Source organism: Pedobacter glucosidilyticus DSM 23534, assembly GCF_000425145.1.
GTDB classification, from domain to species: domain Bacteria; phylum Bacteroidota; class Bacteroidia; order Sphingobacteriales; family Sphingobacteriaceae; genus Pseudopedobacter; species Pseudopedobacter glucosidilyticus.
The window spans coordinates 43,282-63,205 of the sequence record NZ_KE384313.1; the positions used below are offsets into that span (position 1 = coordinate 43,282).

Below are 19,924 nucleotides of genomic sequence, written 5' to 3' on the forward strand. Positions count from 1 at the left end.
CCGTTTTTTTAAAATCATTTCTGCATTTTTGGGCTTAAAATTTTTTAAGCTTTGAATCAGTATTTTATTATAGATTTTGATAGCACTTTCACACAGGTGGAAGCCTTAGATGAACTGGCAAGAATATCTCTAAAAAACCACCCCGATAGAGAGGCCATTTACAAAAAAATAGAAGACCTTACCAATCTGGCTATGGAGGGTAAGCTTTCTTTCTCAGAAAGTTTAGAAGGCAGGGTTAAATTGTTAGAGGCTAATAAAGACGATTTAAAAAAGCTTATCAAACATTTAAAAACTAAAGTATCATCTTCTTTCTCTAGAAATAAGGTATTCTTTAAAAAGCATGCTAAAGAAGTGTTAATTGTTTCTGGTGGCTTTAAAGAATTTATCACGCCTGTTGTAACGCCTTACCATATCAAAAAAGAAAATATTTATGCCAATACTTTCATATTTGATGAGCAAGGTAAAATCATCGGTTATGATAAAGCCAACCCACTTTCAGAAGAAGGCGGGAAAGTGAAGCTTTTACAAAGGATGTCTCTAAAAGGTGATATCTATGGCATTGGCGATGGGCACTCTGATTTCCAACTCAAAGAATCGGGCTTAATTAAGAAATTCTTTGCTTACACCGAGAATATAGAACGTAAAGCGGTTGCCGAAAAGGCAGACCACGTAACGCCAAGTTTTGATGAATTTCTTTATGTAAGCGATTTACCAAGAGCTATTTCCTACCCTAAAAACAGAATTTTATGTTTGGTAGTAGGCAACGTACCTGAAGAAAGTATTCAACTCCTTAAAAAGGATGGTTTTTCTATCAGGCATAAAGAAACTTTTGAAGATAAGTATGTTAAAGATGTAGGTATGCTACTTTTGGCTGATGGTGAAAAAATAGATAAAGCTACACTTAAAAAAGCCGGAAAGCTTAAAACCATAGGTTATTTTGGCAATGCTAAAGGCAATATAGATTTTGATGTATGTACAGAAATGGGTATTGTAGTTTTTGATAGTGTAAAAAGTAACCTTACACATAAAACACTCATCGCTCGTCGTATGGCCGATTTTATCAATACCGGAACAACCTACATGAGTAGTAATTTCCCTAACCTACAACTGCCAAAAATTGCAGGTTCGCACAGGCTTATCCATATTCATGAAAACGTACCGGGTGTAATGGCTAAAATCACTAAAGTATTGGCTAAGCATCAAATTAATATTGTAGGGCAGTTTTTAATGACCAACCCTTTAATTGGCTATGTCATTACCGATACCGATACAGAATACGATAAAGTCTTACTTAAAGAAATGCGTAAGGTAGAAAATACCATTAAGTTTAGGGTCTTATATTAGGCCCTAAGCTGCTTTTTTAGTTTGATGTAGTTCATCACAAAGTAAATAAACAAGGTAACCATACTTAAAAGCATTAATATGTAGGCGAAAGCGCCAATTTGAACCCACAATTTAGCTCCTGAAATATGGTTGAATTTATAGAAGAAACCTATCAAGGAAAAAGTTAATCCTACTAAAAAGCCAGTTAAAGCAGTATATTTAAGAGTTTTCATAGCTAAAAATTTAGTCTAATTTAATAAACATTCTTTTTATGAGCAATAGCCAAACATTACCCGTTTTAAATGCCGAAGAAATAAGAGTTTTAGGCGCTTTGATGGAGAAGAGTAAAACTACTCCAGATTATTACCCTATGACTTTAAACGCTTTAACAGCGGCTTGTAATCAGAAAACATCACGTAAACCTGTTGTTGCTTATGATGAGGAAACGGTAGTGATGACTTTAGACTCATTAAAGAAAAAAGGCTTAATTTCTACCGCAACAGGTGGTGGTAGCAGAACGGTAAAGTATAAGCACAACTTTGCGATAGTTTTTCCGGTTGTACCACAAGAAGTTGCTTTAATTTGCTTGTTGTTTCTACGCGGTCCGCAAACACCTGGCGAGCTAAATACCAATTCTGGCAGATTATACGAGTTTGAATCTATAGAAGATGTGCAGCAAACTTTAGAAAAACTAGCTACAGAAGAACCTGCTTATGTAGTACAATTGCCTAAAAGAGCCGGACAAAAAGAAGCCAGATATGCCCATCTATTTGCTGATGTTGTACTAGATGAAGATGATGATTTACCTGAGGAACCTGCTCGCAAATCTGTAGGGGAATTAGAAGCTCGCCTAGCTAAAGTTGAAGATGAACTATCACAATTAAAAGCTGCTTTTGATAAGTTGATGAAAGAATTAATGGGTTAATTACCACAATCATCATTCTTAAAATAAAAGATTTGTTGAACAATTTGTTTCTACTAAGAAAGTAACCTTATTCTGAAAGAGTTAAATCTGGTGCGCCATTACCTGAATTCACCTTTTATCATTTCACAAAAAAAGCTGTTTAAACACCATTAAAACAGTTGTACAATATTATAGATACCCTATTGAAGTGTAAAGAAGACAACCTTTTTTTACAATTTGCTTATGATTATATCGCTTTTTTAAAAGGTTAATTTTTTAATATAGGATACATAAAAAGTGCTCATTCTCTTTATAAGTATACTGTCTTATACTATGGCACCAGCTTTGTAAATCTTGTATCAGAATTTATATCTACCTATGTAAATTTTCTATCTATGCAAAACTAAAGAATGTAAGAGTTCAGTTGGGTAGTCAAATTAAGCGCCTCAAAAGTTATTGGTTTTGAGGTGCTTTCAAAGACTAAAAACCATCATTATTTCATCCAATTTAATAAAGTCTTAAACCAATCCTCTTGAGTAGTTGTATTATTCAAGCCAAAACCATGTCCGCCAGCTTGATACAAATGTGCTTCACTTTTAACGTTAAACTTTTTTAAACTTAAACTATATTGAATGCTATTTTCTACCGGAACCGTTTTATCATCCATGGCATGAACAAGAAAAGCTGGTGGTGTAGTGGCATTTACCTGCAGTTCATTTGAATATAAATGGATGTTTTCTTCAGTAGGCTGTGCACCTAATAAGTTTGTTCTTGAGCCGTTATGCCTAAACTGGCCAAAAGAAACTACTGGGTAAATAAGAATAGAAAAATCAGGACGTAAATTGATATGATTAGAATTTTCAATAACCGCTTTTTGAAAATGAGTTGATGCTGTTGAAGCTAAATGTCCTCCGGCAGAAAAGCCCATGATACCTACTTTATCAGGATTTATACCATACTCCGCCGCGTTTTCCCTTACATACTTAATTGCTTGTTGTGCGTCTTGAAGTGGCCCGATACTCTTATCCTCCATAATCAAATCAGATGGAAGACGATACTTTAAAACAAAAGCTGTTATGCCGGCTTCTGCAAATCTTTTAGCAACATCATACCCTTCATGCTTAATAGCTAAAATAGCGTAGCCACCACCAGGGCATATAATTACTGCTTTACCTGTTTCTTTCCCCTTTTCTGGAGTAAAAACTTCTAATGTTGGTTTAGTTACTTTGCTAACTCTAGTTTTACCATCGGCCCCAACAACCGTTTGCTCAACATAGTCAGTCGCCACTTTGGCCCCAGGTATACCATTTGGATATAAATCTATCACCTTATTTTGGGCGTTAGCTAATTGCACAAAACTTATAGCCATCATAAAAATAATTTTTCTCATCATATTAGTGATTGCCTCCAAACTCCATTAAATAAGACTTTAAAAACTCGTCTAAATCTCCGTCTAACACAGCTTGTGCATTAGAGGTTTCATAATCTGTTCTTAAATCTTTAACCAATTTGTAAGGATGTAAAACATAATTTCTTATTTGTGAACCCCACTCTATCTTTTTCTTATTTCCTTCTATGGCGGCAGTGGTTTCTCTGCGTTTACGCATTTCTATCTCAAACAATTGAGATTTTAATAAGCGAATAGCATTTTCTTTATTTTGTAATTGCGAACGAGATTCTTGATTTTTAATGATAATACCAGAAGGCTTGTGATATAGCCTTACCGCTGTCTCTACTTTATTAACGTTTTGACCGCCTGCACCACCAGATCTAAAGGTTTCAAATTCAATTTCTGATGGGTTTATCTCAATTTCTATAGTATCATCAATTAAGGGATAAACATAAACAGAGGCAAAGGAAGTATGTCTTTTGGCATTAGCATCAAACGGAGAAATTCTGACTAAACGATGTACCCCGTTTTCTCCCTTTAGGTATCCATAAGCAAAATCTCCTTCAAATTGTAAAGTAACCGTTTTAATGCCAGCAACGTCACCTTCTTGCGAGTCTTGTTCTATTACTTTATAGCCATTTTTCTCCCCCCACATGATATACATCCGCATAAGCATGCTTGCCCAATCACAGCTTTCTGTACCGCCAGCACCAGCAGTTATTTGTAGTACGGCATGTAACTGGTCTTCCTCCGCAGAAAGCATGTTCTTAAACTCCAGATTTTCTAATTCTGCAGTGGCTTTTTGGTAAGCTTCTTTAACATCATCTTCAGTAGCTTCGCCAGCCTGAAAAAACTCTAGCATCACACCAGCGTCTTCAATAGCAGCAACGGCAGAATCGTAAGCATCTGTCCAGCTTTTTTTAATTTTAATGGCATGTAAAACTTTCTCAGCCTCTTTAGGATGATCCCAAAAAGTTGGTTCTAGAGAAAGGGCATTTTCACGATGTAATTCGGTTAATTTAGCATCAATGTCAAAGATGCCTCCTCAGAGACGTTACCCTGTCTCTTAAATCCTGTAATTGTTCTTTCGTCATATAATAAGTATCAGCAGTTATTTTTTAGAAATTAATTCTATATCAAATTCAAGTATGGTATTTGGCCCTATAACACCTCCCTCACTTCCACTTTCTCCATAAGCATATCTTGAAGGGACTATGATTTTTATTTTCCCGCCCACACCAATTTTAGGTAAAGTAATTTGCCATCCTTCAATCAATTCAGAAAGCTTTGAGCTTAAAGGATTGGCGCTGGTTCTTGAATCAAATACGGTACCTGATAAAAATCTTCCGGTATAAGCAATGGTAATCTCTGAATCTATAGTAGGGAAGTTACTATCTCCGGCGGCATTAATTTGATAATAAATTCCAGAAGCATCCTTAATAGCTGTAATATTTTTTTCTGTTAAATATCTATTGATGAGCCTATCTTCATATAGTTCTAAATTGCTGTCATCTGCAATTTCTATTCTGGTATCTAAGATAGCATTACCCGGTATGTTAGTGCCTTGTCCATCTTTACCATAAGCTAAATAAGATGGGGTAAGTATTCTGATAATACCACCCTTTCTAACTTTTCGTATGGTTTCTCTCCAAGAAATTGGTCTGATATATCCTACAAAATCTGATGGAGTTGGATTGTATATAGATGTTTCGTAACTAACTGCTTTATTAATAGATGTAGTTTTTTGTCCGATTCTAACCCTGTCAGGATATCTTAAAATCGGTAAATCAGTGTTTCCTGAATCAATAACCTGATAATAAAAACCTGTTGAATCTTTCTCAAAATCCAAGTTATTCTTAGCGATAAACTCTTGTATCAATTGGTCTTCTATCTCGTTTAAAGTTCTGGTTTCTTTTTCGCAAGAAACAGTTAATATGCTTATTGCTACAAGTAAAAACCCAAATAATTTCTTTATCATGTTATTGTTGTATCTGTGTTAATTCAATTTCAAAATCTAAAACTGCGTTGGGAGGAATAACTCCTGAACCTTGTGGACCATAAGCGTATAAAGATGGGATTAATAATCTGATTTTTCCGCCTTGTTGTATTAAAGGAACTCCTAATCTCCATCCTATAATAAAATTTCCTAATCTTTGATTTCTAAGTGTGTCACTATCAAAAACATTTCCATTTAATAATCTACCTTTATAAATAACAGTTATTCTAGGATTAACATTGGTTTTATAGTCGAAATTTCCGGAGCCGGGGTTAGTTATTTGATGATACATCCCAGACTCATGTCTTACTGCATTTATTTTTTGATCAGCAATAAAGCGCTTTATAGTTTCTTCGTCTTGTTTTAATTGTTTTTGTGCTAGCTCGTATGGGTCAACATTATTATTCTTTAAACAAGAACTAAATAATGCGACAACCATAAATAAAACTAACCAAACGTACTTCTTCATTCTTACTTAATTTACAAATTTATTTAACTTTTTATATAAACCTAAGCTTTAACATTATTTAACGTCAAATTTTGGAATATGTGTTTGGTTGATACGTAAAATATCAGCTCTACTGATACATGTATAGCAAATTGGTTACAATTATTATAAACTTGAATTTGATTTTTACCTAATCTCAACGGCATTAAATGTTCATAACTCTATGCGCCATAGAGCAAAAATGGCCAGAATAAATCCGGCCATAAATCATAAAATCTTTATTTACTACTGCGATAATAAATAATCTTTAAACTTTTGATAGCTATTATCCATCACAATTTGATGTTTTGCTTTATGATATAGCTCTTCAACTTGTGCTGGTACTTCATAAGGAATGTTTAATTCCTCAAAAACATCAGGGAATTTGCAAGGATGTGCGGTAGCCAAAATTACATAAGCATGCTTAGGTAACTGGTTTTTAGCTTTTGCTTCTTTTACTGCTAAATAACCTGTAGCTGTATGTGGGCACATGATGTAATTTTGATCTTGATAAACTTCCTTAATAGCCGTTTTTATAGCATCATCATCAAAAGCTACCGAGTCAAATGCAGCTTCTAGTTTAGCTTTATCGTTGTCAAACATATCTAGTATCCTCACAAAATTACTTGGATTACCAACATCCATAGCATTGGCTAAGGTTTGTACAGATGGTTTAGCAGTATAAACTCCAGTTTTTAAATACTGAGGAACAATATCATTACTATTAGTAGCTGCTATAAATTGTTTTACAGGAACACCCATTTTAGCAGCTAACATACCAGCCGCTATATTACCAAAGTTACCACTTGGGGTAACAAAAGTGATCTCGTCAAACTGTTGCTTTAAACGAGCATAAGTATTGGCATAGTAAAACATTTGAGGTATCAGCCTGCTGATATTGATAGAATTTGCCGATGTAAGGTTAAACTTAGCATTCAACTCTTCATCATGAAAAGCTTGCTTTACCATCGCTTGGCAATCATCAAAAGTACCGTCAATCTCTACGGCTTCTATATTATTACCATTGGTAGTTAACTGTAATTCTTGTATTAAACTTACTTTCCCTTTAGGGTAAAGGATGGTAACTTTTATACCCGGTACATTTAAGAAACCTAAGGCTACGGCACCTCCCGTATCGCCAGAGGTAGCTACCAAAATCCTGATTTCTTTTTTCTCTTGCTTTAAAAAATGCGCCATGATACGACTCATGAAACGCCCTCCAAAATCTTTAAAGGCTAAAGACGGACCATGGAATAACTCTAAAACAAAAACATCATCAGCTAAAGGATGTAAAGGAGCATCAAAATTTGCAGCATCATCTACAATAGCTTTTAAATCTTCGGCAGAAATATCATCTTTCAATAAAGCATAAGCTAAATCGAAAGCAATTTCTGGTAAAGATTTTTTATCCCATCCGGCAATGATATTTTCATCTAAAACTGGGATGGTGGTAGGCATATATAAACCATTATCCGCAGGAAGGCTGTTGAATACTGCCGTTTTAAAATCAACCGATAAATGATGGTTTTTGGTACTGTATAGTTTCATTTTTTTAGTTGGTTGGATGGTTAGTTGGTTAGTTGGTTAGTTGGTTGGATGGATGGTTAGTTGGTTGGTTGATTCCTAACAAACTAATACCTAACAAACTAATCAACTAAAACCTAACAAACTACTATAAAATAACTGGTCCGTTTTTATTAATTTCTGATAAATATATGTTGCTTGCTATACCTTTATCTAAAAGTACTTGTTGCAAGGTTAGTAACACCCTTTGTGCATCATCCGGCGAACGGAATAAAGAAAATACAGTTGGTCCTGATCCTGAAATACCAAAACCTAAAGCACCGTGATGCATGGCTATTTCCTTCATTTTATAAAACTCTGGTATTAACATAGAACGGATAGGTTCTACAATAACATCTTTCATACAACGTCCTAGCAAATCATAATCTCCCTGATATAAAGCACTTATCAAGCCAGCAATATTTCCCCATTGGGTAATTGCATCTTTTAACAAAACTTTAGAGCGTATAATCTGTCTGGCATCTCTGGTAGGTACATCAACATGCGGATATAATAAAGCGCAATATAAATTTGGTACAGGTAAAGCTATCACCTCTAAAGGCTCATAACTTTTAATAAGGGTAAAACCGCCAAATAAAGCAGGTGCAACATTATCAGCATGACCATGACCACAAGCTAAAGCCTCGCCTTCCATAGCAAAAGGCAATAATTCTTCTTTGCTTAAAGGTTTGTCTAATAATTCGTTAATAGCAAATATCCCTGCAACAGAGCTGGCAGCACTAGAACCTAAGCCACTTCCTAAAGGCATTTTTTTCTTTAGCTGTAGCTTAACGCCGATGTCTTCACGACCAAGTTGCTTTAAGATGCTTTTTACACCTGCAGCTACCGTGTTACGGTCGGCATCGAGAGGTAATTTACCACCATCGCCTTCTATAGAGCTTATGACAACGCCCGGTTTATCGCATAGTTCCATGATGAGCTCATCGCCCGGTTCATTAACAGCGAAGCCCAAAATATCAAAACCACAAACTACATTAGCAACAGTAGCTGGTGCAAATACTTTTATTGATTTACTGCTCATTACTGGTTAGCTCCTACTTTAACTAAATCAGCAAATACACCTGCAGCAGTAACCGCTGCACCAGCACCCGGTCCTTTTACTACCATTTGGGTTTCACAATATCTTTCTGTGGTAAAGGCTATGATATTATCACTTCCAGATAAAGCATAGAAAGGATGATCCATACCTACAGCTTGCAGGCTAATGCTTGCTTTACCATTTTCTAACTTACCAATGTAACGTAAAACTTTACCTTGTTTCTCGGCATCTTGTTTCAGTTGCTCAAAATAATCGTTAGAAGCTTTTAGCTCTTCGTAAAAAGCTTCTACCGTTGGCGCTTTAGCACAATTTTCTGGTAAAATAGCTCCTAACTCAACATCAGCAGCTTCCATTGGCAAACCACTATTTCTAGCCAAGATTAATATTTTACGCATAAAATCTATCCCACCTAAATCATCACGAGGGTCTGGCTCTGTATAACCTTTTTCTTGTGCTTGCTTAACTACATCGTGGAAAGTAACATCTCCTTTGAAGTTATTAAAAATGAAAGAGATAGTACCAGAAAGAATAGCTTCTATCTTAGTAATTTTATCGCCACTGATAATTAAATCATGTAATGTAGTGATGATTGGTAAACCAGCGCCTACGTTAGTTTCGTATAAGAAATCTACACCATACTTTTTAGCTGTACTTCTTAAATCTGCAAACTGCTGGTAATCGCTAGAATTGGCAATTTTATTACAAGTAACCACAGATATGTTCGACTTGAATATATCTTTATACATGGTACTTGGAATTGGGCTTGCAGTATTATCTACAAACACACAATTGGGCAGATTTAAGCTCTTCATCTCGGCCACAAACTTATTTAAATCTGCAGGCTCGGTTGATTTATCTAGGCTTTGTTGCCAACTTGCTAAATCTATACCGGCCGGGTCTATCAACATTTTTTTAGTATTGGTTAAACCGATGATTTTGATATTGATGAGATTATTTTCTACTAAATAAGCATGATGAGCATTTATCTGCGAAAGCAATTCTTTACTGATATTACCCACCCCAACAATAAACACGTTTAAGTTCTTTTGCAATTGCGCAAAAAATGCATCGTGTACAGTATTTAAAGCTTTTGTTAAATCAGAATTATAGATAATAACGGAGATATTGTATTCTGATGAACCTTGCGCTATAGCAACCACATTTACACCATTTCTACCTAAAGCATGGAAAAGTTTACCAGCAATACCTGGTGTTTTCTTCATGTTCTCGCCTACGATAGCTAAAACAGATAAATCATGCTCTATGGTGATAGGCTCTAATTTTCCGGCTTGTAGTTCTAACTCAAACTCTTGCTGAATTAAATTTTGTGCTTTCTTAGCATCCTCTGGGTTAACCGCAAAAGTAATAGAGTGTTCTGAAGATGATTGCGTAATTAGAACTACGTTTACCTGCTCTCTAGAAAGTAAAGAGAATAACCTGCCACTAAAACCAGCTTTACCAACCATTCCACTACCTTGCAAATTGATAATGCTGATATGGTCTACAGAAGAAATTCCTCTGATAACGGTTGATGATGGCTTGATATCATGTTTAATGAAAGTTCCAGGGAAACTAGCATCAAAAGTATTTTTAATAACAATAGGAATTTTCTTTAAGAAAGCCGGAATCATGGTAGGTGGGTAAATCACTTTTGCCCCAAAGAAAGAAAGCTCCATAGCCTCGGTATAAGAAAGCTCTTCTAAAGAAAATGCTTTTTTAACCCTTCTTGGGTCGGCAGTCATCATGCCATTAACATCTGTCCAGATTTCTATTTGCGATACATTTAAAGCTGCACCAATGATGGCAGAAGTATAATCGCTACCACCACGACCAAGAGTTGTTACCCTGTTTTGGTCATCGCTAGCTATAAAACCAGTAGCCACAATTAAACTATCTTTATGATGTTCAAAGTAGTTCTTGATCAAGAAATTACTTTGCTCAAAATCTACACGGGCATTACCAAAAGTGCTATCTGTTTTAATAATCTCGGTAGTATTTAAGTAATCAGCACCTTCATGTATGGTTTTTAAGATTCTAGAAATCATGAAAGCAGAGCATTGCTCGCCATAGCTTAAAATAGCATCACGAGTTTTAGGGCTTAGCTCTTGTAAGGCTGTAACACCTTGCATTAAATCTTCCAGCTCCTGAAAAAATAATTTTAATTTGGTTAAAACCTGATTTTGTTGTTGTACAGGAATCAACGCTTTTACCACTTCAAAGTGTCTTTTTTCTATATCAGCCAAAGCTTCAGAAAAATCAATTCCTTTTATAGCGTTCTCTGCCGTCGTGATTAATTGGTTGGTAACACCTCCCATAGCAGAAACAACGATAACCATTTGTTCTTGCTTATCAAGGTTAGTTTTAACCACATCTATTAACGCTTTTAAAGCATCTACAGACCCAACAGAAGTACCTCCGAATTTTAAAATTTTCATTTTCTTAAACAGCTAAAAATCTTTTACTGACAATGCAGCTTTGGATTTGACATTAAAATTTAAATAAAAAGCGCCTTCCGGTTTGTCGGAAGGCGCTTCGTATATTTTATATAAGCCTATAATTACCTTCCTCTATGCGCAGAGCGTCATGGTGTAAGTAATTGTAGTTGTATAGTTATTGTTCACGTTTTTAAATTATGTGCCAAATCTAAGCTTTCATTTTTTAAATACAAACATTTTTCACAGAAAATAGGAAATTCATTTAGCCTATAATTATCTTTACAACGGTATGCAGGGATTAGTTATTAAATCAACAGGAAGCTGGTACACTGTTTTAGGTGAAAATCAGCACAAATATGAATGCAGGATAAAAGGCAAACTCAGGATGAAAGGTCTGGTAAGCACCAATCCTGTTGCTGTTGGAGATTTTGTTGATTTTGAACTAGAACCTGAGCAAGAAACGGCCGTAATCAGTAAAGTTCATGACCGTAAGAATTATATCATCAGAAAATCTATCAACCTATCTAAACAAGTACAAATTATTGCTGCTAATTTAGATCAGGCTTGTTTGGTGGTAACTTTGGCTTCTCCAAGAACTTCTTTAGGTTTTATAGACCGTTTTTTGGTTACTGCTGAGGCTTATGGAATTCCTGCTATTTTGATCTTTAATAAGCTAGATTTATTTAGCGATGAAGGCCTAGAAATCCTTGCCAATTATATGGATTTGTATGAAGGTATAGGCTATAAATGTTATGCGGTATCTGCCATAGAAGGCACTCATGTGAATACCATTAAAGAATTGCTGAAAGATAAGACTAGCTTATTTTCGGGTCATTCTGGCGTTGGAAAATCAAGCTTAATCAATCAGATCATACCGGGTATTGCTTTAAGAACCGGCGAAATTTCTGATTGGAGCGATATGGGAAAACACACCACTACCTTTGCAGAAATGTTTGAATTGCCTTTCGGCGGAAAATTAATTGATACTCCAGGCATTAGAGAATTAGGCATTGCCGATATAGAACCAGAGGAGCTTGCTCATTTCTTTCCAGAGATGCGAAGCCGTATGCATGGTTGCAAATTTCATAATTGCGTACACATTAACGAACCCGGTTGCGCCATTTTAAAAGCCTTAGACGAAGGAGACATTGAACCCACTAGATATGATAGCTATTTGAGTATTTATCATAAAAACGATACGAGGGCGTAGAGCCTCATCCTAAATCCTTCTCCGAAGGAGAAGGACTTCCATGGATAATCAGCCGTTTAAAAAATCTAACAAACTAAAAACCTAACAAACTAACCAACTAATTACTAACCATCTAAAACATGAGCCGTTATCCAAAGAGTAAGTCAAGCATCATGCACCGTAAACGGAGAAATTACAGGTAAAATAAACACCGGATTTTTGGTTTTATTGGGTATTGAGGAGGCCGATACTTTAGAAGATTTAACTTGGCTGGCACAAAAAATTGTGAATATGCGCATTTTTTATGATGAAAGCGGTTTAATGAATAAATCTTTAGCCGATGTTGATGGACGTATTTTATTGATATCTCAATTTACACTCTTCGCACAAACAAAAAAGGGAAATCGTCCCTCATTTATCAAAGCTGCCAAACCTGCCCAGGCTATTCCGCTTTATGAAAAAATGATTGCAGAGCTAGCCCAATTAAGCAATACCAAAATAGAAACCGGCATTTTTGGTGCCGATATGAAAATAGAACTCTTAAATGATGGTCCCGTTACCATCATGATGGATACTAAGGATAAAGATAGGCATTAATTTTAGGTTTGGTTTTTGAATAAGGAAATTGAAGCTGCTTTTTGCGGCCATCTACCTTATTAAAAATCTTATGATTACAACTGAAGAAGAGAAAAAAGAAGCTCAAGAATTCTATAAAGAAGCCTTACAATTACTAAAAGAGTGCGGTGTAGATTTTATGCTAGGAGGTGCATTTTCCCTCTTTGCCCATACTGGTATTTACCGCGATACCAAAGATTTAGATATCTTTTGTAAACCATCAGACTATAGTAAAATACTACAATTTTTTGCCGATAAAGGTTATAAAACCCAATTAACAGACATCCGCTGGTTGGCCAAAGTTTTTAAAGGAGATTATTTCATCGATATTATTTTTGATACTGTAAATAACATTTGTACGGTTGATGATAGCTGGTTTGAACACGCTACCCCAGGTACTTTTGCTGGTGAAGAAGTGAAGTTTTTATCTCCCGAGGAACTTATTTGGTGTAAAATATATGTCCAAAATCGTGAACGTTTTGATGGGGCAGATATCAACCATGTTATTCTTAAAAAAGGTAAAGAATTAGACTGGGAAAGGTTACTTTCCCGATTAGACCAACATAACCACTGGCATTTATTATTGGCTCAAATTATTATTTTTCAGTTTGTTTACCCATCTGATTTTCATGAAATCATCCCTAAATGGTTGTTTGATGAATTGATAAAAAGAGCCAATAACCAATATCAATTACCCGCTACAGTAGTGAAAGTTTGTAGAGGCCCCGTTATAGACCAAACCCAATACAGTGTTGATATTAAAGATTGGGATTATAAAGTATCTACCATCATGACTACCTAAATTTCTCATACCATGACAGATACAGCAAAAATTACTAGAATAGCCGCCGTTGCCGATATCCATGTAAAAGAATCTGACAAAGGAAAATGGACTGCCTATTTTAAAGAAATATCAGAAAAAGCAGATATTTTGGTTATCTGTGGAGATTTAACCGATACTGGCGACGAGTCTGAAGCAGCCGTTTTAGCTGAAGAATTAAAAGCATGCAGCATTCCTGTAGTGATGGTTTTAGGCAATCATGATTACGAGAAAGGCAGAGAGAAAATGATTCGTCAGCTTTTGTTAAAAGACCATGTTCATGTTTTAGATGGAGAAGCTATCGTTATCCATAACATTGGCTTTGCAGGCATCAAAGGCTTTGGTGGTGGTTTTGATAAGCACATGTTATCCATGTTTGGCGAAAAAGGAATGAAAGATTTTGTACAGGAGGCTGTAAATGAAGCTTTACAACTAGAAAGGGCCTTAGCCAGACTAGAATCAGACCATCAAGATATTAAAAAAGTAGCTTTATTACATTACTCGCCCATTGTAGAAACAGTAAGAGGCGAAGCTGAAGCTATTTTTCCATTTTTAGGTTCATCCAGATTGGCAGAGCCCCTAAGCAGAAGAAATGTTGATGTTGCTTTTCATGGCCATGCCCACATTGGTACTTTAAAAGGCAAAACACAAGACGGTATAGAGGTTTTTAATGTTGCCAAACCTCTGCTTTTACGCGATGGTTATGATTGCCCCTATTTTTTATACGAAATAACAGCATAGCCCTTATTTATTGCTAAAGATTCCTGATTTTAGCATCATGGAAATTAAAGAAGCACAACAACTGGTAGACAATTGGATTAAAACTACTGGTGTAAGGTATTTTAATGAGCTCACCAATACGGCTATTTTAATGGAAGAAGTGGGTGAGGTTGCCCGTATTATGTCTCGTAAATATGGCGAGCAGTCTTTTAAAGAATCTGATAAAAAAGTTGATTTAGGCGATGAAATGGCCGATGTACTTTTTGTTTTGATTTGCCTAGCCAACCAAACTGGTATTGATTTAACTGCTGCACTAGAGAAAAATTTGGAGAAGAAAAGTATTAGAGATGCAGACAGACATCGTAACAACGAGAAATTAAAATAATGCAAGAACTCATTTACAAAACCATTGCTTTTGTAAAGCAAGAACTACAAAATGCCGAGGCCGGGCATGATTGGTTTCATATAGAACGTGTTTGGAAAACTGCTAAAAACATCGCAGCAGAGGAAAAAGTGGATTTACTAGTGGTAGAGTTTGCCGCTTTGCTACATGATATTGCCGACGCTAAATTTCATGATGGCGATGAAGAAATAGGACCAAGAAAAGCGGGCGAATTTTTAAAAACTTTAGCTGTTGATGATGAAACCATTATCCATGTACAGCAAATTATCAAAAACATGTCTTTTAAAGCTAGCTTAGGCGATGTTACTTTTACTTCAGCAGAAATGTTGGTAGTACAAGATGCCGATAGGCTAGATGCCATTGGTGCTATTGGCATAGCCAGAGCTTTTACCTATGGTGGCTATAAAAACAGAGAACTTTACAACCCAGATATTAAGCCAGAGCCTAACCAAAGCAAGGAGGCTTATAAAAAGTCTACCGCCCCAACCATCAACCATTTTTATGAAAAACTACTCTTATTGAAAGATAAGATGAACACCGCAACAGGCAAAAAATTGGCAGCTCAAAGACATGATTTTATGGTTCAATATTTGACTCAGTTCTATGCAGAATGGAACGGAGAAAAATAACCATGGAAAACACTTTTTTATATTTCGCTTACGGTAGTAATCTTAATAAAACATTAATGGAATTTAGGGTTAATGACCCTGTAACAGTTGTTGGGCCAGCCGTTTTATATGGTTATGGTTTATGCTTTCATCAGCTTAACGCCGATGGTAGTGCCAGAGCCAATTTGGTAGTTTCTGAAAGTGAAAATGTACATGGTGTTTTATATCAAGTACATAATCAACATTTTGAATTGTTGCAACAAACAGAACCTCAATACCAATTACAAGAATTTGAGCTTGAAAACGATAAAGGTTTACATCAGGCTTATGCTTTTATTTGTGTGGATGAAGCAGAGGAGCTATCACCAGAAGAAGAATATCTAAACACCCTATTAGAAGGCGCTAAACAACACCAATTGCCAGAAAATTATATTTCCTACATCAAACACAAAGCAAATTTTAAGGCAGAAGAATAGGATTTTAGAGCCATAACCAGCTAAAATACAGCAACATCATTAAACCACTAATAAGCGTCATACCCATTGCATTTTTAAAAGATGCTGCTTCAACTCGGTTTAAACACTGTTTAAACCACCATAAAAAATAGCCTAATATTGGGGAGCAGCATAGGGCAAAAATCCAAAAATTATAGAGTTCATTTTGCCTGTTCCAATAATCAAACATCAGGGTACAACCTAAAAAAAATACAAAGCCTGAAAATAAAAAAGAGCCTTTAACACCTAGTAAAAGACTTAAAGTTTTATCGCCACGCTTGCTATCTTCCTCGTGTTGATACACTTGTGTTAACGGATAAGAAGCCCCAATTAAGCAGGAGGCAATTAATCCGGCTTGGATGACATCGGCGTTAAGCCCCAAATCATATTGCCCTATGGCTTGGTAGCAACTGTAGTAAATAAAAAATCCTTGAAAAATAAAAACCACCAAAAAACTTAAAATAGGATATTTTTTGATGCGGATACGAGGATGACTATAAGCTTTAGAAAAAGAATTATAAATGGCAACCGCCAAAGCAAACTCAAAACTCACTAAAAAAGCCAGCAATAAACCTGTCCACTCTAAAACATAAGCCGTTACCAATAAAGATTTTTGCACTTTTGGAGGTTCTTTTATAAGCGCAATACTGCCTTCATCCTTATCAAAATAGCTATTGTAAGCGTTACTTGCCGGATACACAAATAAATGCCAAACTATAAAAACTACTATGGCATTGTAAATGTTAGGATTAGGTACTTCGCTATAAGCAAACAAATAAACAGGAAGCAATAACAAAGAAAAGGGAAGGCGTAAGTGTAATAAGGTAGACTTCATTTCTTTGTTATGTTTAGCATGAAGGTAAAAATATTTAATTTTTTTGAATGAGCAGTGTTATATCGGCAATTGGTACTAGTAATCCATCAAATCAGTTTGCGCAAAGTCGTATACTGGAATTTATGAAAGAAGCGCATCAGTTGGATAGCAATCAGGCTCGTAGATTAGAAAAATTATACCAAGTATCTGGAATAGATTACAGGCACTCGGTACTGCAAGATTTTGGTCGGCAAAAAGGAAATTATAGCTTTTTTGGTAATGATGCTGGCCTTAACCCCTTCCCTACAACAGCTAGCCGAGGTTTTGTTTACGAGCAAAATGCTTTACAAATTGCTTTAAAAGCTGTTGAAAATTGCTTAAAACAGCTCGACTTTAACCCTCAAAATATCAGTCACTTAATTACGGTAAGTTGTACAGGAATGTATGCCCCGGGTTTAGATATAGAATTGGTAGAAAAACTAGGCTTAAAGCCCGATACTGAGCGTACTTGTATAAATTTTATGGGTTGTTATGGTGCTTTTAATGCGCTTAAAGTGGCCGATTATATTTGCAGAGCGCAACCTACAGCTAAAGTTTTAATTGTAGATGTTGAGCTTTGCACCCTCCATTTCCAAAAAGAAAATACTTTAGATAACTGGTTGGCAAATTCTTTATTTGCCGATGGTGCAGCGGCTGTTTTGGTGCAACATGAAGCACAAACTGATGATAAACTTTTCCAAATCAATTCTTTTTACAGCGAGCTAATTAGCCAAGCAAGAAATGAAATGGCTTGGCGCATTGGCGATTTTGGCTACGAAATGCAGCTTACCAGCCAAGTAGCCAAACAAATTAAAGGAGGCATTAAAAACATTGCTGATAAACTTTTGAAAAAAGCCCAGTTAGCTTTTGATGATATTGGACAATATGCCATCCACCCTGGTGGCAGAAGAATTTTAGAAGTTTGTGATGATGCTTTTCAGCTCCATCCCTACCAAAATGAGCATGCTTATGAGGTATTACGCAATTTTGGCAACATGTCATCGGCAACGGTACTTTTTGTATTAGCAGCACTCGGTAAAAAGCTCAAAACCAAACAACAGGAAGAAAAGATATTGAGCTTTGCTTTTGGTCCTGGCTTAACTTTTGAAAGTATGGTACTTACATATGCCTAGTTTTAAACATAGAAGTACAGCGTTAGAAATCATGGATGATTTCTCGTTAGAGCAACAAGCTATAGATCCTGTTTTAAAAGAGTTGGAAGTGATTAACAAATTACTGGGCGGATTTCAGGTATTTTATCATGCCTTCAAGCAATTCTCTATTCAAAATAAAGATATTATTTGTGATTGGGGTTGTGGTGGTGGCGATAGCTTAAAAGTTCTGAAAAAGCATTTCAACAAGAAAAAAGTTTATCCATATTTTATTGGAATTGATGCTACACCTAGTGCCATTACCTTTGCAAAAACACAGCACCAAGCGCATGATATCCATTTTAGGCTGGCAGACGTACTTCAGGAACAATTTTTAGCCGAAGAGTTTGATTATGTTATCAGCAGCTTATTTACTCATCATTTTAATGATGATGAATGGAAGAAACTGGTAGGAAGAATGCTGTACGCTTCTAAAAAAGCTGTTATCATCAATGATTTACACCGCCATTGGTTGGCTTATTATTCTATTGGTTGGCTTACCCAAATCTTCTCCAAATCGCCCATGGTAAAACACGATAGTAAATTATCAGTCTTGAGAAGTTTTACCAGAAAAGAGCTGCAAACATTATTAGCGCAAATGGGTATTAAGAGGTATAGTATTAAATGGATGTGGGCCTTTCGCTGGCAAATCATCATTTATAAATGAGCAAAAAAACAAAAATATTTATTGCCGGAGGTGGTTTAGCAGGTCTTACCAACGCTATTTTATTAAGCAAAGCAGGCTTTGAAGTTTGCCTTGCCGAGCGTAAATTTTACCCTTTCCATAGGGTTTGTGGCGAGTATGTAAGCAATGAAGCTTTACCTTTTTTAAAAAGTTTGGGGTTAAACCCCGAGGATTTGCAAGCGAGTAAACTAGAAAAGTTAATTATTGCTGCGCCATCAGGAAAAACCATTCATGCCCCTTTAGATTTAGGTGGATTTGGCATCAGCCGATACACCTTAGATGAGCAGCTTTACCTCATCGCTAAACAGCAAGGTGTGGAGTTTCTTTTAGGCGAAAAAATAACGGATATCTATTTTCATGATGAACAGTTTAACATTTCGCTAGCCGGAAAAACTTATCAGGCAGATTTGGTGATTGGTGCTTTTGGAAAACGCTCTAACTTAGATAAGCAACTACAACGTTCCTCCTTTTTTAAGCGCAGCCCATATATGGGTGTTAAATATCATGTCAAATTAGATTTCCCTAAAGACACCATCCGCTTAGATAATTTTGAAGGTGGTTATTGTGGCCTAAATAGTATTGGGACAGATAGCTATTGCTTATGTTACCTATCAGAAAATAGGCATTTAAAAAAATACGGTTCAATAGCCACTGTGGAAGAACAAGTTTTAAGCAAAAACCCCTTTTTAAGAGAAGTTTTTCGCAATGCCGAGTTTATTTGGGATAAGCCAGAAACCATCAATGAAATTGCTTTTGAGCGCAAAACATTGATAGAAAACCATATCCTCATGTGTGGCGATACTGCCGGAATGATTGCCCCACTTTGTGGAAACGGTATGGCTATAGCCATACACTCGGCAAAAATTTTAAGCTCTTGTATAGTAAATATTTGTCTGGATGGCATCAATCCTTCAAAAAGAGCCCAACTAGAAAAAGCTTATATCCAAACATGGCAGCAAGAATTTGCACAAAGATTGTTTATAGGCAGAACTATACAAAAGCTATTTGGACATAATCAAGTTTCAGAAATAGCCATTGGTAGTCTCAACCATTTTCCTAAACTGTTATCTTTCTTGGTAAAGCAAACACATGGGAAAGTTTTTAAAGTAGAAAGTACATAGTATAAAGTAAAAAGAACTTGAAAGGCGGTTATTTAGGGAGACTGCCTTAAATATAAAACTCATCTCTCCGAAGAACGAAAGACGGCCTATGAAGATTTGGAAGTTGA

The 19,924-nt window shown here is 35.9% G+C and carries 21 protein-coding genes; 12 read left to right on the forward strand and 9 right to left on the reverse strand.

The window, feature by feature from the left end; translation table 11 throughout:
- Nucleotides 1-51: 51 nt before the first annotated feature.
- Entirely contained in the window at nt 52-1,344 is a 1,293-nt protein-coding gene (locus tag H510_RS0115735; protein WP_026905185.1) for an HAD-IB family phosphatase, read from the forward strand.
- Here the strand turns inward: H510_RS0115735 and H510_RS0115740 are convergent.
- Nucleotides 1,341-1,556, reverse strand: coding sequence for a hypothetical protein (locus H510_RS0115740; protein ID WP_026905186.1), 216 nt, complete (start codon nt 1,554-1,556; stop codon nt 1,341-1,343). The two genes, H510_RS0115735 and H510_RS0115740, sit on opposite strands and share 4 nt — an antisense overlap.
- Before the next feature lie 38 nt (nt 1,557-1,594).
- On the opposite strand from H510_RS0115740, the gene H510_RS0115745 reads away from it, so the two are divergent.
- The gene (locus H510_RS0115745; RefSeq protein ID WP_026905187.1) at nt 1,595-2,248 is read left to right on the forward strand and encodes a YceH family protein; all 654 of its coding nucleotides are present in this window, start codon (nt 1,595-1,597) and stop codon (nt 2,246-2,248) included.
- Nucleotides 2,249-2,720: 472 nt separating this feature from the next.
- Here the strand turns inward: H510_RS0115745 and H510_RS0115750 are convergent, their stop codons facing one another.
- From H510_RS0115750 to thrA, 7 genes are all read right to left on the reverse strand, one after another.
- Nucleotides 2,721-3,620: an alpha/beta hydrolase gene (locus H510_RS0115750; protein ID WP_342662636.1), complete on the reverse strand. Its 900-nt coding sequence runs from the start codon at nt 3,618-3,620 to the stop codon at nt 2,721-2,723.
- A gap of 1 nt (nt 3,621) precedes the next feature.
- Nucleotides 3,622-4,711, reverse strand: a protein-coding gene (gene prfB, locus H510_RS0115755; protein ID WP_155978020.1) for a peptide chain release factor 2 whose coding sequence is annotated in 2 segments (ribosomal slippage) — nt 3,622-4,650 and nt 4,652-4,711 — 1,089 coding nt in all. Because the reading frame shifts where the segments join, the coding sequence is not laid out codon by codon here.
- A 17-nt stretch (nt 4,712-4,728) separates the two neighbouring features.
- Nucleotides 4,729-5,595: an FKBP-type peptidyl-prolyl cis-trans isomerase gene (locus H510_RS19730; RefSeq protein ID WP_051291335.1), complete on the reverse strand. Its 867-nt coding sequence runs from the start codon at nt 5,593-5,595 to the stop codon at nt 4,729-4,731.
- A 1-nt stretch (nt 5,596) separates the two neighbouring features.
- Nucleotides 5,597-6,082: an FKBP-type peptidyl-prolyl cis-trans isomerase gene (locus tag H510_RS0115765; RefSeq protein ID WP_026905190.1), complete on the reverse strand. Its 486-nt coding sequence runs from the start codon at nt 6,080-6,082 to the stop codon at nt 5,597-5,599.
- A gap of 264 nt (nt 6,083-6,346) precedes the next feature.
- Nucleotides 6,347-7,648, reverse strand: coding sequence for a threonine synthase (thrC, locus tag H510_RS0115770; protein WP_026905191.1), 1,302 nt, complete (start codon nt 7,646-7,648; stop codon nt 6,347-6,349).
- Nucleotides 7,649-7,772: 124 nt separating this feature from the next.
- Complete coding sequence (locus H510_RS0115775; protein WP_026905192.1) at nt 7,773-8,705, reverse strand: homoserine kinase; 933 nt, start codon at nt 8,703-8,705, stop codon at nt 7,773-7,775.
- Nucleotides 8,705-11,158, reverse strand: a complete 2,454-nt coding sequence (gene thrA / locus H510_RS0115780) for a bifunctional aspartate kinase/homoserine dehydrogenase I (RefSeq protein WP_026905193.1) — start codon at nt 11,156-11,158, stop codon at nt 8,705-8,707. The genes H510_RS0115775 and thrA overlap by 1 nt, the downstream gene beginning before the upstream one ends.
- Nucleotides 11,159-11,447: 289 nt before the next feature.
- Here thrA and rsgA point away from each other — a divergent pair, with 289 nt between their 5' ends.
- The 7 genes from rsgA to H510_RS19735 all read left to right on the forward strand — a co-directional run bounded on the left by rsgA (nt 11,448) and on the right by H510_RS19735 (nt 15,989).
- Entirely contained in the window at nt 11,448-12,368 is a 921-nt protein-coding gene (rsgA, locus tag H510_RS0115785) for a ribosome small subunit-dependent GTPase A (RefSeq protein WP_026905194.1), read from the forward strand.
- Nucleotides 12,369-12,497: 129 nt separating this feature from the next.
- Entirely contained in the window at nt 12,498-12,944 is a 447-nt protein-coding gene (dtd, locus tag H510_RS0115790) for a D-aminoacyl-tRNA deacylase (RefSeq protein ID WP_026905195.1), read from the forward strand.
- Nucleotides 12,945-13,014: 70 nt separating this feature from the next.
- Nucleotides 13,015-13,764, forward strand: coding sequence for a nucleotidyltransferase (locus H510_RS0115795; protein ID WP_026905196.1), 750 nt, complete (start codon nt 13,015-13,017; stop codon nt 13,762-13,764).
- 12 nt (nt 13,765-13,776) lie between these two features.
- Entirely contained in the window at nt 13,777-14,523 is a 747-nt protein-coding gene (locus H510_RS0115800; protein ID WP_026905197.1) for a metallophosphoesterase family protein, read from the forward strand.
- Nucleotides 14,524-14,560: 37 nt separating this feature from the next.
- On the forward strand, nt 14,561-14,887 hold the full coding sequence (locus H510_RS0115805; protein ID WP_026905198.1) for a nucleotide pyrophosphohydrolase: 327 nt from the start codon (nt 14,561-14,563) through the stop codon (nt 14,885-14,887).
- Nucleotides 14,887-15,534 carry an HD domain-containing protein gene (locus H510_RS0115810; protein WP_026905199.1) on the forward strand — a complete coding sequence of 216 codons (648 nt, stop codon included), beginning with the start codon at nt 14,887-14,889 and terminating at the stop codon, nt 15,532-15,534. The genes H510_RS0115805 and H510_RS0115810 overlap by 1 nt, the downstream gene beginning before the upstream one ends.
- Nucleotides 15,535-15,536: 2 nt before the next feature.
- Nucleotides 15,537-15,989 (forward strand): gamma-glutamylcyclotransferase family protein, encoded by a 453-nt coding sequence (locus H510_RS19735; protein ID WP_162143088.1) that lies wholly within the window; start codon nt 15,537-15,539, stop codon nt 15,987-15,989.
- Nucleotides 15,990-15,993: 4 nt separating this feature from the next.
- Here H510_RS19735 and H510_RS0115820 read toward each other — a convergent pair whose 3' ends face one another.
- On the reverse strand, nt 15,994-16,842 hold the full coding sequence (locus tag H510_RS0115820; protein WP_026905200.1) for a UbiA family prenyltransferase: 849 nt from the start codon (nt 16,840-16,842) through the stop codon (nt 15,994-15,996).
- Between the two features lie 47 nt (nt 16,843-16,889).
- On the opposite strand from H510_RS0115820, the gene H510_RS0115825 reads away from it, so the two are divergent.
- Genes H510_RS0115825 through H510_RS0115835 form a run of 3 tightly spaced genes read left to right on the forward strand, consistent with a single transcriptional unit; the run spans nt 16,890 to nt 19,817 of the window.
- Nucleotides 16,890-17,993 carry a type III polyketide synthase gene (locus tag H510_RS0115825; RefSeq protein ID WP_026905201.1) on the forward strand — a complete coding sequence of 368 codons (1,104 nt, stop codon included), beginning with the start codon at nt 16,890-16,892 and terminating at the stop codon, nt 17,991-17,993.
- Complete coding sequence (locus H510_RS0115830; RefSeq protein ID WP_026905202.1) at nt 17,986-18,678, forward strand: methyltransferase domain-containing protein; 693 nt, start codon at nt 17,986-17,988, stop codon at nt 18,676-18,678. The genes H510_RS0115825 and H510_RS0115830 overlap by 8 nt, the downstream gene beginning before the upstream one ends.
- On the forward strand, nt 18,675-19,817 hold the full coding sequence (locus tag H510_RS0115835) for an NAD(P)/FAD-dependent oxidoreductase (RefSeq protein ID WP_026905203.1): 1,143 nt from the start codon (nt 18,675-18,677) through the stop codon (nt 19,815-19,817). Before H510_RS0115830 ends, H510_RS0115835 begins: the two co-directional genes overlap by 4 nt.
- Nucleotides 19,818-19,924 lie beyond the last annotated feature (107 nt).

What these genes read in the sequence shown, in the direction of transcription:
- H510_RS0115805 (WP_026905198.1), top strand. Translation starts at nt 14,561, where the DNA reads ATGGAAATTAAAGAAGCACAACAACTGGTAGACAATTGGATTAAAACT.
- H510_RS0115765 (WP_026905190.1), bottom strand. Translation starts at nt 6,082, where the DNA reads ATGAAGAAGTACGTTTGGTTAGTTTTATTTATGGTTGTCGCATTATTT.
- thrA (WP_026905193.1), bottom strand. Translation starts at nt 11,158, where the DNA reads ATGAAAATTTTAAAATTCGGAGGTACTTCTGTTGGGTCTGTAGATGCT.
- H510_RS0115800 (WP_026905197.1), top strand. Translation starts at nt 13,777, where the DNA reads ATGACAGATACAGCAAAAATTACTAGAATAGCCGCCGTTGCCGATATC.
- H510_RS0115745 (WP_026905187.1), top strand. Translation starts at nt 1,595, where the DNA reads ATGAGCAATAGCCAAACATTACCCGTTTTAAATGCCGAAGAAATAAGA.
- H510_RS0115810 (WP_026905199.1), top strand. Translation starts at nt 14,887, where the DNA reads ATGCAAGAACTCATTTACAAAACCATTGCTTTTGTAAAGCAAGAACTA.
- H510_RS19735 (WP_162143088.1), top strand. Translation starts at nt 15,537, where the DNA reads ATGGAAAACACTTTTTTATATTTCGCTTACGGTAGTAATCTTAATAAA.
- H510_RS19730 (WP_051291335.1), bottom strand. Translation starts at nt 5,595, where the DNA reads ATGATAAAGAAATTATTTGGGTTTTTACTTGTAGCAATAAGCATATTA.
- H510_RS0115750 (WP_342662636.1), bottom strand. Translation starts at nt 3,620, where the DNA reads ATGATGAGAAAAATTATTTTTATGATGGCTATAAGTTTTGTGCAATTA.
- H510_RS0115835 (WP_026905203.1), top strand. Translation starts at nt 18,675, where the DNA reads ATGAGCAAAAAAACAAAAATATTTATTGCCGGAGGTGGTTTAGCAGGT.
- H510_RS0115820 (WP_026905200.1), bottom strand. Translation starts at nt 16,842, where the DNA reads ATGAAGTCTACCTTATTACACTTACGCCTTCCCTTTTCTTTGTTATTG.
- H510_RS0115830 (WP_026905202.1), top strand. Translation starts at nt 17,986, where the DNA reads ATGCCTAGTTTTAAACATAGAAGTACAGCGTTAGAAATCATGGATGAT.
- rsgA (WP_026905194.1), top strand. Translation starts at nt 11,448, where the DNA reads ATGCAGGGATTAGTTATTAAATCAACAGGAAGCTGGTACACTGTTTTA.
- H510_RS0115795 (WP_026905196.1), top strand. Translation starts at nt 13,015, where the DNA reads ATGATTACAACTGAAGAAGAGAAAAAAGAAGCTCAAGAATTCTATAAA.
- H510_RS0115740 (WP_026905186.1), bottom strand. Translation starts at nt 1,556, where the DNA reads ATGAAAACTCTTAAATATACTGCTTTAACTGGCTTTTTAGTAGGATTA.
- thrC (WP_026905191.1), bottom strand. Translation starts at nt 7,648, where the DNA reads ATGAAACTATACAGTACCAAAAACCATCATTTATCGGTTGATTTTAAA.
- H510_RS0115825 (WP_026905201.1), top strand. Translation starts at nt 16,890, where the DNA reads ATGAGCAGTGTTATATCGGCAATTGGTACTAGTAATCCATCAAATCAG.
- H510_RS0115775 (WP_026905192.1), bottom strand. Translation starts at nt 8,705, where the DNA reads ATGAGCAGTAAATCAATAAAAGTATTTGCACCAGCTACTGTTGCTAAT.